Raw genomic sequence first — 14548 nt, 5'->3', positions numbered from 1 at the left:
GCTGATCACCAGGGCGAGGGCGGCCGCCGCGCCGGTGCCCCTGGGCCCCATCGCGACGGCGGCCAGCGCGGGGACCGCGGTGAGGAACGGGCCGGTGTAGATGAAGTGCGCGGGCGTGAGCTCGATGACCAGCACGGCGAGGGCGATCAGGAAGGGCACGCACTGGGTCAGCGTGAAGAGGGCCCGGCCGCGACGGCCCGCTCCTCGCGGCGGAGGCGACCGCAGAGGCGACTTCATCCCCCAAGCCTGCCCCGTCGGCGCCCCGACCTCCACTCCGCCGACGGCGCCGACCGGCCCCTCCTGCCCCTACAGCACCGGCAGGTGCTTGCGCAGCTCGTACGCCGTGACCTCCGAGCGGTACTCCTCCCACTCCTGCTTCTTGTTGCGCAGGAAGAAGTCGAAGACGTGTTCGCCCAGGGTCTCGGCGACCAGGTCGCTGTTCTCCATGAGGGTCAGGGCCTCGCCGAGGTTCTGGGGGAGGGGTTCGATGCCCATGGCGCGGCGTTCGGCGTTGGACAGGGCCCAGACGTCGTCCTCGGCGCCGGGCGGGAGCTCGTAGCCCTCCTCGATGCCCTTGAGGCCGGCGGCCAGGAGGACGGCGTAGGCCAGGTACGGGTTCGCGCCGGAGTCGATGGAGCGGACCTCGACGCGCGCGGAGCCGGTCTTGCCGGGCTTGTACATCGGGACGCGGACCAGGGCGCTGCGGTTGTTGTGGCCCCAGCAGATGTACGAGGGGGCCTCGCCGCCGGCGCCGGCGGTGCGCTCGGAGCCGCCCCAGATGCGCTTGTAGGAGTTGACCCACTGGTTGGTGACCGCGGAGACCTCGGCGGCGTGCCGTAGCAGGCCGGCGATGAAGGAGCGGCCCACCTTGGAGAGCTGGTACTCCGCGCCGGACTCGTAGAACGCGTTGCGGTCGCCCTCGAAGAGGGACAGGTGCGAGTGCATGCCCGAGCCGGGGTACTCCGAGAACGGCTTCGGCATGAAGGTCGCCTGGAGCCCCTGCTCCAGCGCGACCTGCTTCATGACCAGGCGGAACGTCATGATGTTGTCCGCGGTGGACAGCGCGTCGGCGTAGCGCAGGTCGATCTCCTGCTGTCCCGGGGCGCCCTCGTGGTGGGAGAACTCCACCGAGATGCCCATCGACTCCAGCATGGTGATCGCCTGGCGGCGGAAGTCCATGCCGATGGCCTGCGGGGTGTGGTCGAAGTAGCCGGAGTTGTCGGCCGGGGTCGGGCGGGAGCCGTCGAGCGGGCGGTTCTTCAGCAGGAAGAACTCGATCTCGGGGTGGGTGTAGAAGGTGAAGCCCAGGTCGGAGGTGCGGGCCAGGGCGCGCTTGAGGACGTAGCGCGGGTCGGCGAAGGACGGGGAGCCGTCCGGCATGAGGATGTCGCAGAACATGCGGGCGGTGCCGGGGGCCTCGGCGCGCCAGGGCAGGATCTGGAACGTGGACGGGTCGGGCTTGGCGATCATGTCGGACTCGTAGACCCGCGCGAAGCCCTCGATGGCCGAGCCGTCGAAGCCGATGCCCTCGTCGAAGGCCTGCTCCAGTTCGGCGGGGGCCACGGCCACGGACTTCAGGAAGCCCAGCACGTCCGTGAACCACAGGCGTACGAACCGGATGTCGCGCTCCTCCAACGTCCGGAGCACGAACTCCTGCTGCTTGTCCATCTTCCGCTTCCCCATCCTTGCTGGTCAGGCCGCCTGTGCCCGCGTGCCACGGGGAAGGCGGTCGGGCACCTGAGCATCACACCACAACCGCGTTTCGCGCGCGTTGCGGAACCTGCTCGCCAAGCCGTCCCCGGCCCGAACGGCTCGCGTACGGCAGGTGAACTGCTCTGCCGCCCATCTTGCCTGTTCGCACCGACATCCGTAATGGCCGAAGTCTTTCCGGAGTGAGCGAGACCACGCCCTCTAAATTTGCATCTCAGATGCAATTTTCTCTAGCGTCTCGATCAGTTGATCGATCGACCCCATCGACGATCGAGCCCATCGAGGAGTCCTGATGCTGTCCGAGCAGTCAGCAGCCACCGTCCGCGCCACCCTGCCCGCCGTCGGCGCGGCCATCGGTGACATCACCGAGCGCTTCTACGCCCGACTGTTCGACGCCCACCCCGAGCTGCTGCGCGACCTGTTCAACCGCGGCAACCAGGCCGCCGGCACCCAGAAGCAGGCCCTCGCCGGCTCCATCGCGGCCTTCGCCACCCACCTCGTGGACAACCCCGAGCAGCGGCCCGACCTGATGCTCGACCGCATCGCCCACAAGCACGCCTCGCTGGGCATCACGCCCGAGCAGTACCCGATCGTCCACGAGCACCTGTTCGCCGCCATCGCCGAGATCCTCGGCGACGCGGTCACCCCCGAGGTCGCCGCCGCCTGGACCGAGGTCTACTGGCTGATGGCCAACGCCCTCATCGCCATCGAGAAGCGGCTGTACGAGCAGAGCGAGCAGCGCGGCTGGCGCGAGTGGAAGGTCGTCGAGCGCATCGAGGAGACCGCCGACGTGGCCACCTTCAGGCTGCGCCCCGTCGACGACGGCCCCGTGCCCGGCTACCGCGCCGGACAGTACGTCTCGGTCGGCGTCGCCCTCGCCGACGGCGCCCGCCAGATACGCCAGTACAGCCTGACCGCGGCCCCCGGCTCGCCCGAGCGGCAGTTCGCCGTCAAGCGGGTCGCCGGCGACGCCGCCACCCCCGGCGGCGAGGTCTCCAACCACCTGCACGCCCACGTCCGCGAGGGCGACGTCCTCCAACTGTCCGCCCCCTACGGCGACCTCGTGCTCGAGGACACCGAGGCGCCGCTGCTGCTCGCCTCCGCCGGGATCGGCGTCACCCCGATGATCGCCATGCTGGAGCAGCTCGCCCTCACCGGCCACCGCGCCCCGGTGACCGTCGTGCACGCCGACCGCTCCCCCGCCGTGCACGCACTGCGCTCCGACCACGAGGCCTACGCCGGCAAGCTCGCGGACGGGCGGTCCGTGTTCTTCTACGAGCAGGACGCCGAGGGCGCCGGACGGCCCGGCCTGGCCGACCTCGCCGACGTCGAGGTCCCGGCCGGCACGCACGCCTACCTCTGCGGCCCGCTGCCCTTCATGCGCGCGGTGCGCGCCCAGCTGATCGGCAAGGGCGTGGCCCCGGCCGACATCCACTACGAGGTGTTCGGCCCGGACCTCTGGCTCGCCAAGGACTGAGGTCCCGGGTACGGCCCTCCTCCGCGGCCTCTGCTACGGCGCCCTGCCGATGCCCAGCAGCAAGGGGCCCGTCGGGGCGGCGACGATGTCCGTGACCGTCAACGGGTCGAGCGCGGCGAAGAACGCCTCCTGGGCCTGGCGCAGCGCGCCCCGCAGCCGGCACCCGGAGCTCAGCGGGCAGGGCGTCCCGGCCTGGCCGGCGCCCTCGCAGTCCACCACGTCGCCCTCGCCCTCGAAGGCGCGCACGAGCGCGCCCACGGACGCCGTACGCCCCCGCTCGGTGAGCGCGAGGCCGCCGCCGCGGCCGCGCCGGGCGGTGAGCAGGCCCATGTGGGTGAGTTCGGCGACGACCTTGGCGGCATGGGTGTAGGGCACGTCCATGTCCGCCGCGACCTGCCGGGTCGTGGGGCTCGACTCGCCGGCGACCGCGAGCCGCATCAGGGCGCGCAGCGCCAGGTCGGTGGAGCGCAGGAGCCGCATGCTGCCAGCGTAGATAATGCGCATCTGCGGTTCAAGTTTTCGGACAGCCTTGCCTCAGCCGCTTCGGCCGGGTCCGGATGTGCCCGGATGGTCCGGATGGGTCCGACCGGCTCCGTGCCGGCTCACCGCGGACTCCCCTCGGCCCGTCCGCCCCACTACGATCAGCGGGCCCCTCCGCCACTCCCGCACCGAAGGACTCCGCCATGGGTTCCGTCCACCAGACCGGCACCGACCCCCGCAGGGCGCGCATAGAGGAGATGCGCCGCGCCGAGCAGGCCCGGCAGCGGCGCAACCGCGTCATCGTCGTCGCGGCGAGCGCGGTCGTGGTCGCCGGGCTGGTGGCCGGCGGCGCGGTGTTCGTGAACACGCGGTCCGGTGACGACAAGTCGACTTCGGCGGGCACCGCCAAGGCCGGCGGGACGAGCGGCGCGAAGAGCGGCACGAACGGGGCCAAGAACGGCGGGCAGACCGGTTCCGGTCACTTCGTGACGGGCGCCGACGGCGTGCGGACCTGGAAGGGCACCCTCACCCGCAATCACGTCGCCGGCCCGGTGACGTACCCGATGGAGCCCCCGGTCGGCGGCGACCACAACCCGGTGTGGCAGAACTGCGACGGCGAGGTCTACACCAAGCCGGTCAGGAACGAGAACGCCGTGCACGCCCTGGAGCACGGCGCGGTGTGGGTGACGTACAACGACAAGGCGCCCAAGGCCGACGTGGCCGCGCTGGCGGCGAAGGTGCGCCGGACGCCGTACACCCTCATGAGCCCGGTGGCGGACCAGAAGGACCCGATCATGCTGTCGGCCTGGGCGCACCAGCGCACGGTGACGGGCGCGGGCGACCCGAACGCCGACAAGTTCCTCGCCGAGTTCGTGCAGGGTCCGCAGACGCCCGAGCCGGGGGCCGCCTGCACGGGCGGGCTCGGGCAGTGAGGCTCGTCGGGCTGGTCGCGGGGGCGGCGGCCACGGCGCTGGTCGCCGTCGGGGCGATCACGTACGCGGTCGCCGAGGGCGACACGGGGGCCGGGGCCGGCGGCCGGGCCGCGTCCGCATCCGTGGCCCAGGCCGGGGCCGGGGACGGGGCGGGCTCCGGGCTCACGCCGCCCGCCGCCGACTCCGCCGACGCCGGTTTCGCGCGGGACATGGCCGTCCACCACCAGCAGGCCGTGGAGATGTCGTACATCGTGCGCGACCGCACGAAGGACACCGAAGTGCGCCGTCTCGCCTACGACATCGCGCAGACGCAGGCCAACCAGCGCGGCATGCTGCTCGGCTGGCTCGACCTGTGGGGGCTGCCGAAGGTGTCGGCCGGGCCGCCGATGGCCTGGATGGGCATGAGCGCGCCCGCCGGCGAGGACGGCGCGCTGATGCCGGGCATGGCGACCGACGCGCAGATGAAGCGGCTGGGCCAACTCGACGGCAGGCAGGCCGAGGTGTACTACCTTCGGCTGATGACGGCGCACCACAGGGGCGGCATCCACATGGCCGAGGGCTGCGTGGCCCGGTGCACGGTCGGGGTGGAGAAGCGGCTGGCGCAGGGCATGGTGGACGCGCAGCAGTCGGAGATCACGATGATGGCGGACATGCTCAAGAAGCGCGGGACGTCGGACGGTTCGTGATACGGACACACCCGAGACGGCACCACGAATGCGGCAAATCGGCCGTAACTCTCCACTCCTGACGGTTCCTTGGGTGTCTCTTGGCTTACCCATTCCCCTGGCATGAACGGTTCATCGGGAAGAGTGGCCCTCGATCGTGTGATCCATTGTTGGGCCAAACCGCCGCGGCTCCACGCGGATGACGCGAGGACCAACCACTCATTGCGTTCCGTACGGAACCGCATCGCAGGGGGTTCTATGAGATCCAACCGCGCCATCGCGCGCGCCGGTATGAGCATGGCGGCGACACTGCCGATGCTCGCCGGTGCGCTGGCGCTCGGCATACCCGCGGCGCACGCCGCGGACAACCCGGGCCGCAACGCGCTCGCGGGCACCAAGCCCGTGTGGGCGACGGCCAAGGCGGACAAGGGCGCGACCCCGAACAGCGCCCCGGTCAACGCCCGGGTCTACCTGGCCGGCGACTCCGCCGGTCTCGCCGCGTACGCCAAGGCGGTCGCCGACCCGTCCTCGCCCGCGTACGGCAAGTACCTGAGCGCCAAGCAGGCGCAGCAGCGCTTCGGTGCGACCAAGGCCCAGGTGGCCGCCGTCAAGTCGTGGCTGAAGTCGGCGGGCCTGAAGGTCACTTCGGTGACCCCGCACTACATCGCCGTCTCCGGTGACGTCGCCGCCGCCGAGAAGGCGTTCGGCACCCAGCTGCACAACTTCGCCAAGGGCTCCAAGACCTACCGCGCGCCGGCCCAGTCGGCGTCGGTCCCGGCGGCCCTCAAGGGCGCCGTCCTGACCGTCACCGGCCTGGACAACGCCCCGCACAAGGCGAACCACAAGGACCAGCTGCCGCCCCCGGACGCCGTGTTCAGGAACTCCGGGCCGTTCTCCTCGTACTACGGCTCGAACGTCGCGAGCACGCTGCCCAGCGCGTACGGCTCGAAGATCCCGTACGCGGTCGAGGGCTACACGGGCAAGCAGCTGCGCGCCGCTTACGGCGCGGGCAAGTACACCGGCAAGGGTGTGCGCATCGCGATCACCGACGCGTACGCCTCGCCGACCATCGCCTTCGACGCCGGCACCTACGCGAGCAAGCACGGTGACGCGGCGTGGAAGACCGGTCAGCTGCACCAGGCGCTGCCGAAGAACTACACCAAGACCCAGGAGTGCGGGGCCGCCGGCTGGTACGGCGAGGAGACCCTCGACGTCGAGGCCGTGCACGCGGTCGCGCCGGCCGCCGACGTCACGTACGTGGGCGCCGCGTCCTGCTACGACGACGACCTGCTCGACTCGCTCAGCAAGGTCGTCGACAACCACCTCGCCGACATCGTCTCCAACTCCTGGGGCGACATCGAGGCCAGCCAGACGCCGGACCTCGCGGCCGCCTACGACCAGGTGTTCCAGTTCGGCGCGGTGCAGGGCATCGGCTTCTACTTCTCCTCCGGTGACAACGGCGACGAGGTCGCCCACACCGGTACGAAGCAGGTCGACACCCCGGCCAACTCGGCGTGGGTGACCGCGGTCGGCGGTACCTCGCTGGCCGTCGGGAAGAACGACACGTACCTGTGGGAGACCGGCTGGGGCACCGAGAAGGCCACGCTGTCCGCCGACGGCAAGAGCTGGACCGGGTTCCCGGGCGCGTACACCTCGGGTGCGGGCGGCGGCACCAGCAAGACCGTGCCGCAGCCGTACTACCAGAAGAACGTGGTGCCCAAGGCGCTGGCCACGGCCAACAACGCCGCCGGCAACCGCGTCGTCCCGGACATCGCGGCGATCGCCGACCCGAACACCGGTTTCAAGGTCGGCCAGACGCAGACCTTCCCGGACGGGACGCAGCGCTACAGCGAGTACCGCATCGGCGGCACCTCGCTCGCCGCGCCGGTGATCGCGGCCGTCCAGGCCCTCGCCCAGGAGGCCCGCGGCGGCAAGGCGATCGGGTTCGCCAACCCGACCATCTACGCCAAGTACGGCTCGAAGCTGTACCACGACGTGGTGGACCAGCCCACCGGCAAGGACCTCGCGGTCGCCCGCGTGGACTTCGTCAACGGCTACGACGCCACCGGTGGCCTGAGCGTGTCGGTCCGCAGCCTCGGCAAGGACTCCTCGCTCACGGCGGTCAAGGGCTACGACGACGTCACCGGCGTGGGCTCGCCCGCGCCCGGCTACATCGACTCGTACCGTCGCCACTGACGCCTGAGGGCCTTACGGCCTGACCGCGTGCGCCCGCCTCTCCTCCGGGAGGGCGGGCGCTCGCGCGTCTCAGGGCGGATTCCGGCGGGACGCGGGGCGGGGCGAGGGCGTGCGGACGCCGAGCACCGCGCCGGCCACGTCCTCCGGCCGGTCGAACATGAGCAGGTGGCCGGCCGGGCCGCTGGCGCGGAAGGTGCCGCCGAGGTCGGTGGCCAGGGCCCGCTGGCGGGCCAGCCAGTGCTCGCGCCGGTGCGCGGGCCGGCGCGGGTCGTCGGCGGCGAGGACGGTGACGGGCAGGCCCGGGGGCAGAGGGCGCTGCGCCCGCAGGGCGGCCAGGGCGACGGCCTGGTCGGTGTAGGTGGTGTTCTCGGCGACGGCCGCGTGCAGCCAGCGGCTGGTCGAGTACACGCGCCGCACGAGGTCGTACGGCACCGCCTCGCCGCCCCCGGCCCGGCCCGCCCGGACCGCGGCGCGCCGCAGCGCGGGGCCGGCCACGCGGGGCAGCCCGGCCGCGCCGGCCAGCGCGGCGCACGCGCGTGCGGCGGTGTCGCGGGCCGCGCGGGCCCGGCGGGGGCGCGGTTCCTCCTCGACGCTGGAGTCGACCAGTACGAGCCCGGCGGCCCGCGCGGGGAACAGCCGGGCGAAGGCCTCCGCGTGGAACCCCGCGAGCGAGTGCCCGACGACGGTGGCGGGTCCGTCCAGCCCGAGCACGTCGAGGACGGCGGCGATGCGCCGGGCCTCCCCCGCCAGCGTCGGCCACGCGCGCGTGCGCGCGCTGAGCCCGAGCCCCGGCCGGTCGAACCGCACGACGGTGCGGTGCGGGGCGAGCAGCGGCACCACGGGATCCCAGTCGAACCAGCACATCCCGAGCCCCGGACTGAGCACACACGGCGGCCCACTGCCGTCGACGACGACGTGATGCACGACGCCCCCGATCCCGACGAAGGTCATACCTGCCTCCCCTGCTGCCCTGACGGCATCATGTCCGCCTGCCCCGGCGGGCGCCCGCGCGGGACCCTCCGGGTAACCGCGCGGGGCGGTCCGGGCAACCGCGCGGGGCCGTCCGCGCACCCTCGCGGGGCCGTTCGCGCACCCTCGCGGACGGGTGCGCCCCCCGCTCCAGGTATCGCGTCGACCTGACGATTACACTGGGCCCGTGCCTGAATTGAACTTCTGGTCGATCTATCAGCACGGCTTCGCGCGGGTCGCCGCGTGCACGGGTCACACCGTCATCGCCGACCCGCCCGCCAACGCCGAAGCGGTCCTGCGCCAAGCGCGCGAGTGCCACGGGGAGGGGGTCGCCGTCGCCGTCTTCCCGGAGCTGGGCCTGTGCGGCTACTCCATCGAGGACCTGCTGCTCCAGGACGCGCTGCTCGACCAGGTGGAGGAGGCGCTGGCGCGGGTGGTCGCCGGGTCGGCGGACCTGCTCCCGGTCCTGGTCGTCGGCGCCCCGCTGCGCCACCGCAACCGGGTCTACAACTGCGCGGTCGTCGTGCACCGCGGCCGCGTCCTCGGCGTCGTACCCAAGTCGTACCCGCCGAACTACCGCGAGTTCTACGAGCGCCGCCAGATCGGCGACGGCGCCGACGAGCGCGGCGGATCGATCCGCCTCGGCGGCGGGCTCGGCCGGTCCGTGCCCTTCGGCGTGGACCTGCTGTTCGCCGCGGACGACGTCCCCGGCCTCGTGCTGCACGCCGAGATCTGCGAGGACATGTGGGTGCCGGTGCCGCCCAGCGCCGAGGCGGCCCTCGCCGGCGCGACCGTCCTCGCCAACCTCTCCGGCAGCCCGATCACGGTCGGCCGCGCCGAGGACCGCAAGCTGCTGTGCCGCTCGGCGTCCTCCCGCTGCCTGGCCGCCTACGTCTACGCCGCCGCCGGCCTCGGCGAGTCGACCACCGACCTGTCCTGGGACGGCCAGGCCATGGTCCACGAGAACGGCGTACTGCTCGCCGAGACCGAGCGCTTCCCCCTCGGCGACTCCCGCGCCGTGGCCGACGTCGACCTGGACCTCCTGCGCCAGGAACGCCAGCGCATGGGCACCTTCGACGACAACCGCCGTACGCACCGGGCGCGTACGGGCGACTTCCGTACGGTCTCCTTCGAACTCGCCCCGCCGGCCACCGACCTCGGCCTGCGCCGCCGCCTGGAGCGCTTCCCGTTCGTCCCCGCCGACGCCGACCGGCTCGCCCAGGACTGCTACGAGGCGTACAACATCCAGGTCGCGGGCCTCCAGCAGCGCCTCGCGGCGATCGGCGGCCCGAAGGTGGTCATCGGGGTCTCCGGCGGCCTGGACTCCACGCACGCGCTGATCGTCGCCGCCCGCGCCATGGACCGCGCGGGCCGCCCCCGCAGCGACATCCTCGCCTGGACCCTGCCCGGCTTCGCCACCAGCGACCACACCAAGGACAACGCCCACAAGCTGATGAACTCGCTCGGCGTCACCGCGGCCGAGCTGGACATCACGCCCACCGCGCGGCTGATGCTGGAGGAGATGGGCCACCCCTTCGCGTCCGGCGAGCCGGTGTACGACGTCACCTTCGAGAACGTGCAGGCGGGTCTGCGCACGGACTACCTCTTCCGGCTGGCCAACCAGCGCGGCGGCATCGTGCTCGGCACCGGCGACCTCTCCGAGCTGGCGCTCGGCTGGTCCACGTACGGCGTGGGCGACCAGATGAGCCACTACAACGTCAACGGCGGGGTGCCGAAGACGCTGATCCAGCACCTCATCCGCTGGGTCATCACCAGCGGCCAGTTCGACGAGGAGACCGGCCGGACGCTCGCCGCGATCCTCGACACCGAGATCAGCCCCGAGCTGGTGCCCGGCGAGGAGATGCAGTCGACCGAGTCGAAGATCGGCCCGTACGCGCTGCACGACTTCACGCTGTTCCACGTGCTGCGCTACGGCTTCCGTCCCTCCAAGATCGCCTTCCTGGCCTGGCACGCCTGGCACGACCCGGAGTCCGGCGACTGGCCGCCGAACTTCCCCCAGGCCAAGCGGGTCGCCTACGACCTGCCCGAGATCCGGCACTGGCTGGAGGTCTTCTGCCGCCGCTTCTTCGCCTTCGCCCAGTTCAAGCGCTCCGCGATGCCCAACGGCCCGAAGGTCTCGGCCGGCGGCTCCCTCTCCCCGCGCGGCGACTGGCGGGCCCCGTCCGACGGCAACGCGCGCGCGTGGCTGCGGGACCTGGCCCGCTTCGACCCGCCGGAGGCGTGAGGCTCACCGCCTGCCGGAGCCGGACATCACGTCCTCGACTCCCGTGAGATCAGCGCTGCCAGCGCCTCGGGCGCGCCCGGCTGGTCCCGGATGCCGGGGAAGGCGTTGATGTCCACGATCAGTGGGTCACCGTGGCCCAGGTCGACGACGTCCACGCCGTAGACGTCGAGGGAGAAGACCTTTCCGACGCGGTGCACCAGGTCCGGCCATCCGGGCGGCAGGTCGTCGAGGGGAAGCGTTCGGGTGGCGCCGCGTCCCTCCGGGGAGAGCTCGGAGCGGCGCAGGCCGGCGAACAGCCGGTCGCCGACCGCCCAGAGCTTGTGGTCCCACCCGTCGCTGGGGGCGAAGTCCTGCACCACGACCGGCTCGTCCGGGTGGGCGGCGGCCAGGTCCCGCAGGTGTGCGGCGCTGTCGACGCGAGCCACCACGTCGTGCCGCCGGCTGTGGCGGCTCTTGACCACCACCGGTCCGGACAGCGCCGGCCCGGACGCCAGCTCTGCCAAGGTGGTGGACGTGCGCGTGGCCGCGAAGGGCAGGCCGGCGTCCAGGGCCAGTGCGGCCATGGCCGTGCGGTCCTGGCACAGCGCGGTCGCGGCGGCCGAGTTGATCACGCGGGCGCCACGTCGCTCCAGGTTCCTGGCGAGTGCGAGGGCCTGGGGCGTGCGTGCCTTCAGCAGGTAGACGCCGGCGAGCGGTTCGGGGACGGGCGGCGGCGTCCGCGGGTCCAGCACGTCCACCGGGTGGCCGGGCGCGAGCAGGGCCGCGGTGCGGCTCAGGAGCGGGTGGCCGGGCTCGGAGGTGATCAGGGCGACTCTCATGCCTTCCGGCCTGCCGTCATGGGGACCGGAACGGCGCCGAGCAGCGGCTGCGCGGTGGAGGTCGCCGTGGCCTGGGCCGGAACCGGGGTCGGAGTCGGGGTGATGGTCGCCGTGGCCGCGGTCGCGGCGGTGGTCGCCGTGGTCGCGCCGCCCGCGCCGGCCGCCAGGGCGAGGACGGCTCTTGCGAGCCGTTTCGGCGCGTCGGGGACCTGGCGGAAGCTGGGGAAGTCGTTCACGTCCACGACCACGGGACCGTCCGGTCCCAGCACCACGTCGACCCCGTAGAGGTCGAGGCCGTAGACCACGCCGACCCGGGCGGCGATCTCGGCGATCTCGGGCGACAGCGGCACGTGGCGCTCCCGTACGGCGTGGTCCGGGTGGAGCGGGGAACGGCGCTCAGTGGCGTACAGCTCGCCGCCCACGCTGTACACCTTGATGTCGACACCGGAGTTGGGCACGTACGGCTGGGCGATCAGCATGCCCTGTCCGGCCAGTTCGGGAAGCATCTCGGTGAGCCGGCCCGGGGAGGACACCAGGTGCACGGCCCGGCCGGAACTGCCGTCAGCCGGCTTGACCACGAGCGGGTACTCCGACTCGGGTATCTCCAGCAGCAGTTCGGGCACGGCGGCCGCGTAGGTCGCGGGCAGGGGCAGCCCGCGGCTGAGGCCGATGACGGCGGCCAGGGCCTTGTCCCGCACGCCGCGTATCGCCCGGACGTCGTTGATCGTCGTCAGGCCGGCCCAGGCCGCCGCTTCGAGCGAGGTGAGGCCCGGGCCGCCGGAGACGGTCTTGAGCACCCATGCGTCATGGGCGCTCGTCCGTACGGCCTCCGTCAGGCGCAGCAGGGAGCCACCCGGACGTACCACGTCGACGTGGTGTCCCCATGCGGTGAGTTGGTGGATCACCTCGACCGGCATGCCGTCTCGGCGGTACTGCTCCTCCACCAGAAAGCAGAGCTTCATCGTTCGTCCCCGTCACTGCCGGGCGGCCGCCTTGCCGCCTGTCGTCCGGCATTCCGTCATCTCGTGTGGCGTCACAGGATGTCATGATCGGGGGGCCACGCAGTCGGCTTCGGAGCAGCGTCATGCCGCGGAAGCCGTCGCGCGGGACGGGACGGCGGGGGCACGCCGGTGACCGTACGCGTCACCGGCGTGCCGGACGGCCTTACAGGATTCGTCAGCTGGCGGGGGCGTCGGGGCGCTTGGCGTGGACGACCACCGTGGGGCCGCTGAACTCGTTGGCCGGGAGGCGGAGTTCGGCCATCGGGATCAGGCCCGCCTGTTCGATCAGGGCCAGGTACCGTTCCGGGCGCCATTTGTGGGTGGTCCAGCGGACCGGGACACCTCCGTAGGCCTCGGTGCGGACCTTGTCCTCGTCGCCCACGTGAGTGCCGGTGAGGAAGTGGCCGCCGGGCTTCAACGCGCGGGCGAACATGGCGAGTACCTGCGGGAGGATGTCGCGCGGGAGGTTGAACAGGGACCACCAGCCGAGGATGCCGCCGAGCGACGCCTCCTCGAGGTCGAGTTCCGTGGCCGAGGCGACGCTGAAGCGGCACTCGGGGTGGAGGCGGCGGGCGTTCTCGATCATGCGGGGCGAGAGATCCACCCCGGAGACGTCCAGGCCGCGTTCGGCGAGGTAGGCGGTGACCGTACCGGGGCCGCAGCCGACGTCGAGGACGGGGCCGAGGCCGCGCACGGAGTCGGCGAAGGCGTCCATCGACGCCGTGAGCCAGGGGTGGCGGCGGATGTCGCCCATTCCCGTGGTCGCCACCATGTGGGCGTATGTGTCGGCCACGCGGTCGTAGGACTCGCGGACCACGTCGAGGTCGGCCGGCCGGTCGACAGAGTGTGAGCGCATCGGCCAACGCTACGACGTGGAACCGACGTTCACACGGGCCGCGACCGGAAGGTGGTCGCTGCCGGTGCTGGGCAGGGTCCAGGAGCTGACCGGTTCTACGCCCTTGACCATGATCTGGTCGATGCGGGCCATCGGGAAGGACGCCGGCCAGCTGAACCCGAAGCCGCTGCCCACCGCGCCCTGGGTGGAACGCATCTGGGAGGTCACGGCGTTGAGCGAGCGGTCGTTCATGGTGCCGTTGAGGTCACCGAGCAGGATCACCCGGGGCTGCCGCTCGGCGGCGATCGCCTCGCCGAGCGCGTCGGCGCTCTGGTCGCGCTGCGCGGCGGTGAACCCGGCGTTCATCTTCACCCGCACCGAGGGCATGTGGGCGACGTAGACCGCGACCGGGCCCTCGGGTGTGCTCACGGTGGCGCGCATCGCCCGGGTCCAGCCCAGCCGGATGTCGACCGAATGCACGTCGGCGAGCGGGTACTTGCTCCACAGCCCGACCGTGCCCTGCACCGAGTGGTACTTGTACGCCGACGCGAGCGCGCTCTCGTAGACCGGGACGGCGGAGGCCTTCAGCTCCTCGAGGGCCAGCACATCGGCGCCGGCGGCGGCCACCTCGCGGGCGGTGCCGGAGGGGTCGGGGTTGTCGGCGTTGACGTTGTGCGTGGCCACCATCAGGTCGCCGCCGCCGGCCGTCTTGTCGGTGAGCAGACCGCCGAAGAGGTTCAGCCAGACGATCGCGGGCAGCACCACCGCGATCAGCGCGGTCGCCGACCTGCGCACCAGCGCCCCCACGAGCAGCAGCGGGATGAGCAGGCCGAGCCAGGGCAGGAAGGTCTCGGTGAGACTGCCGAGGTTGCCGACCCGGTTGGGGATGCGCGAGTGCAGCGCCATCACCAGGGCCAGGACGACCGCGACCGCGGCGAGCAGCACGCCCCGGCGCCAGATCCGCGGGTCGCCGCGCCAGCCGGACAGGAAGCGGTTCAGCAGGCGCCGAAGCCGGGATCCTGGCCGCCCGGACCCCGAGCCGCCGCCGTCCGTCTCCGTCGTGTAAGCCTGCTGCGCCATACCGTCGCCTCACTGCCTGCCGTGCACACCGTTCGCCCCCTGGTTCACGACCCTAGGGGATGATCGGCTCCGTCCCCGCCGTCCATGACGGCCGTACTCGCAGGAGGACGAAAGCGTCGGCACGCCGGGTTCCGGTTGCG

The 14548-nt window shown here is 72.3% G+C and carries 12 protein-coding genes; 5 read left to right on the top strand and 7 right to left on the bottom strand.

The window, feature by feature from the left end; all coding sequences use genetic code 11:
• Positions 1–306: 306 nt before the first annotated feature.
• Positions 307–1668, bottom strand: coding sequence for a gamma-glutamylpolyamine synthetase GlnA2 (gene glnA2 / locus IE217_RS00515; protein ID WP_190175644.1), 1362 nt, complete (start codon positions 1666–1668; stop codon positions 307–309).
• 334 nt (positions 1669–2002) lie between these two features.
• Here glnA2 and IE217_RS00510 point away from each other — a divergent pair, with 334 nt between their 5' ends.
• Positions 2003–3187, top strand: coding sequence for a globin domain-containing protein (locus IE217_RS00510; RefSeq protein WP_190175643.1), 1185 nt, complete (start codon positions 2003–2005; stop codon positions 3185–3187).
• Between the two features lie 33 nt (positions 3188–3220).
• On the opposite strand, the gene IE217_RS00505 is transcribed toward IE217_RS00510, so the two are convergent.
• Entirely contained in the window at positions 3221–3667 is a 447-nt protein-coding gene (locus IE217_RS00505; RefSeq protein ID WP_190175642.1) for an RrF2 family transcriptional regulator, read from the bottom strand.
• 203 nt (positions 3668–3870) lie between these two features.
• On the opposite strand from IE217_RS00505, the gene IE217_RS00500 reads away from it, so the two are divergent.
• The 3 genes from IE217_RS00500 (at position 3871) to IE217_RS00490 (ending at position 7460) form a co-directional block, all read left to right on the top strand.
• On the top strand, positions 3871–4599 hold the full coding sequence (locus IE217_RS00500) for a thioredoxin-like domain-containing protein (RefSeq protein ID WP_190175641.1): 729 nt from the start codon (positions 3871–3873) through the stop codon (positions 4597–4599).
• The gene (locus tag IE217_RS00495; RefSeq protein ID WP_190175640.1) at positions 4596–5285 is read left to right on the top strand and encodes a DUF305 domain-containing protein; all 690 of its coding nucleotides are present in this window, start codon (positions 4596–4598) and stop codon (positions 5283–5285) included. Before IE217_RS00500 ends, IE217_RS00495 begins: the two co-directional genes overlap by 4 nt.
• A 237-nt stretch (positions 5286–5522) precedes the next feature.
• The gene (locus IE217_RS00490) at positions 5523–7460 is read left to right on the top strand and encodes a S53 family peptidase (RefSeq protein WP_190175639.1); all 1938 of its coding nucleotides are present in this window, start codon (positions 5523–5525) and stop codon (positions 7458–7460) included.
• Positions 7461–7529: 69 nt separating this feature from the next.
• Here IE217_RS00490 and IE217_RS00485 read toward each other — a convergent pair whose 3' ends face one another.
• On the bottom strand, positions 7530–8411 hold the full coding sequence (locus tag IE217_RS00485) for an alpha/beta hydrolase (RefSeq protein WP_190175638.1): 882 nt from the start codon (positions 8409–8411) through the stop codon (positions 7530–7532).
• 205 nt (positions 8412–8616) lie between these two features.
• Between IE217_RS00485 and IE217_RS00480 the strand changes: the two genes are divergently transcribed.
• Entirely contained in the window at positions 8617–10674 is a 2058-nt protein-coding gene (locus IE217_RS00480; RefSeq protein WP_229864958.1) for an NAD(+) synthase, read from the top strand.
• A 26-nt stretch (positions 10675–10700) separates the two neighbouring features.
• Here the strand turns inward: IE217_RS00480 and IE217_RS00475 are convergent, their stop codons facing one another.
• From IE217_RS00475 to IE217_RS00460, 4 genes are all read right to left on the bottom strand, one after another.
• Positions 10701–11492 carry an ATP-grasp domain-containing protein gene (locus IE217_RS00475; protein ID WP_190175637.1) on the bottom strand — a complete coding sequence of 264 codons (792 nt, stop codon included), beginning with the start codon at positions 11490–11492 and terminating at the stop codon, positions 10701–10703.
• The gene (locus IE217_RS00470) at positions 11489–12454 is read right to left on the bottom strand and encodes an ATP-grasp domain-containing protein (protein ID WP_190175636.1); all 966 of its coding nucleotides are present in this window, start codon (positions 12452–12454) and stop codon (positions 11489–11491) included. The genes IE217_RS00475 and IE217_RS00470 overlap by 4 nt, the downstream gene beginning before the upstream one ends.
• A 214-nt stretch (positions 12455–12668) precedes the next feature.
• Entirely contained in the window at positions 12669–13349 is a 681-nt protein-coding gene (locus IE217_RS00465) for a class I SAM-dependent methyltransferase (RefSeq protein ID WP_190175635.1), read from the bottom strand.
• A gap of 9 nt (positions 13350–13358) precedes the next feature.
• Complete coding sequence (locus IE217_RS00460) at positions 13359–14408, bottom strand: endonuclease/exonuclease/phosphatase family protein (protein ID WP_190175634.1); 1050 nt, start codon at positions 14406–14408, stop codon at positions 13359–13361.
• Positions 14409–14548 lie beyond the last annotated feature (140 nt).

It is taken from the genome of Streptomyces naganishii JCM 4654, from assembly GCF_014650575.1.
GTDB classification, from domain to species: Bacteria; Actinomycetota; Actinomycetes; order Streptomycetales; family Streptomycetaceae; genus Streptomyces; species Streptomyces naganishii.
The sequence above is the reverse complement of the archived record's forward strand: the minus strand, read 5'-3'. Positions and strand labels throughout refer to the sequence as shown.

Coding starts and splice junctions, on each gene's coding strand:
- glnA2 (WP_190175644.1), bottom strand. CDS start 1,668: ATGGACAAGCAGCAGGAGTTCGTGCTCCGGACGTTGGAGGAGCGCGAC.
- IE217_RS00510 (WP_190175643.1), top strand. CDS start 2,003: ATGCTGTCCGAGCAGTCAGCAGCCACCGTCCGCGCCACCCTGCCCGCC.
- IE217_RS00505 (WP_190175642.1), bottom strand. CDS start 3,667: ATGCGGCTCCTGCGCTCCACCGACCTGGCGCTGCGCGCCCTGATGCGG.
- IE217_RS00500 (WP_190175641.1), top strand. CDS start 3,871: ATGGGTTCCGTCCACCAGACCGGCACCGACCCCCGCAGGGCGCGCATA.
- IE217_RS00490 (WP_190175639.1), top strand. CDS start 5,523: ATGAGATCCAACCGCGCCATCGCGCGCGCCGGTATGAGCATGGCGGCG.
- IE217_RS00485 (WP_190175638.1), bottom strand. CDS start 8,411: ATGACCTTCGTCGGGATCGGGGGCGTCGTGCATCACGTCGTCGTCGAC.
- IE217_RS00475 (WP_190175637.1), bottom strand. CDS start 11,492: ATGAGAGTCGCCCTGATCACCTCCGAGCCCGGCCACCCGCTCCTGAGC.
- IE217_RS00470 (WP_190175636.1), bottom strand. CDS start 12,454: ATGAAGCTCTGCTTTCTGGTGGAGGAGCAGTACCGCCGAGACGGCATG.
- IE217_RS00465 (WP_190175635.1), bottom strand. CDS start 13,349: ATGCGCTCACACTCTGTCGACCGGCCGGCCGACCTCGACGTGGTCCGC.
- IE217_RS00460 (WP_190175634.1), bottom strand. CDS start 14,408: ATGGCGCAGCAGGCTTACACGACGGAGACGGACGGCGGCGGCTCGGGG.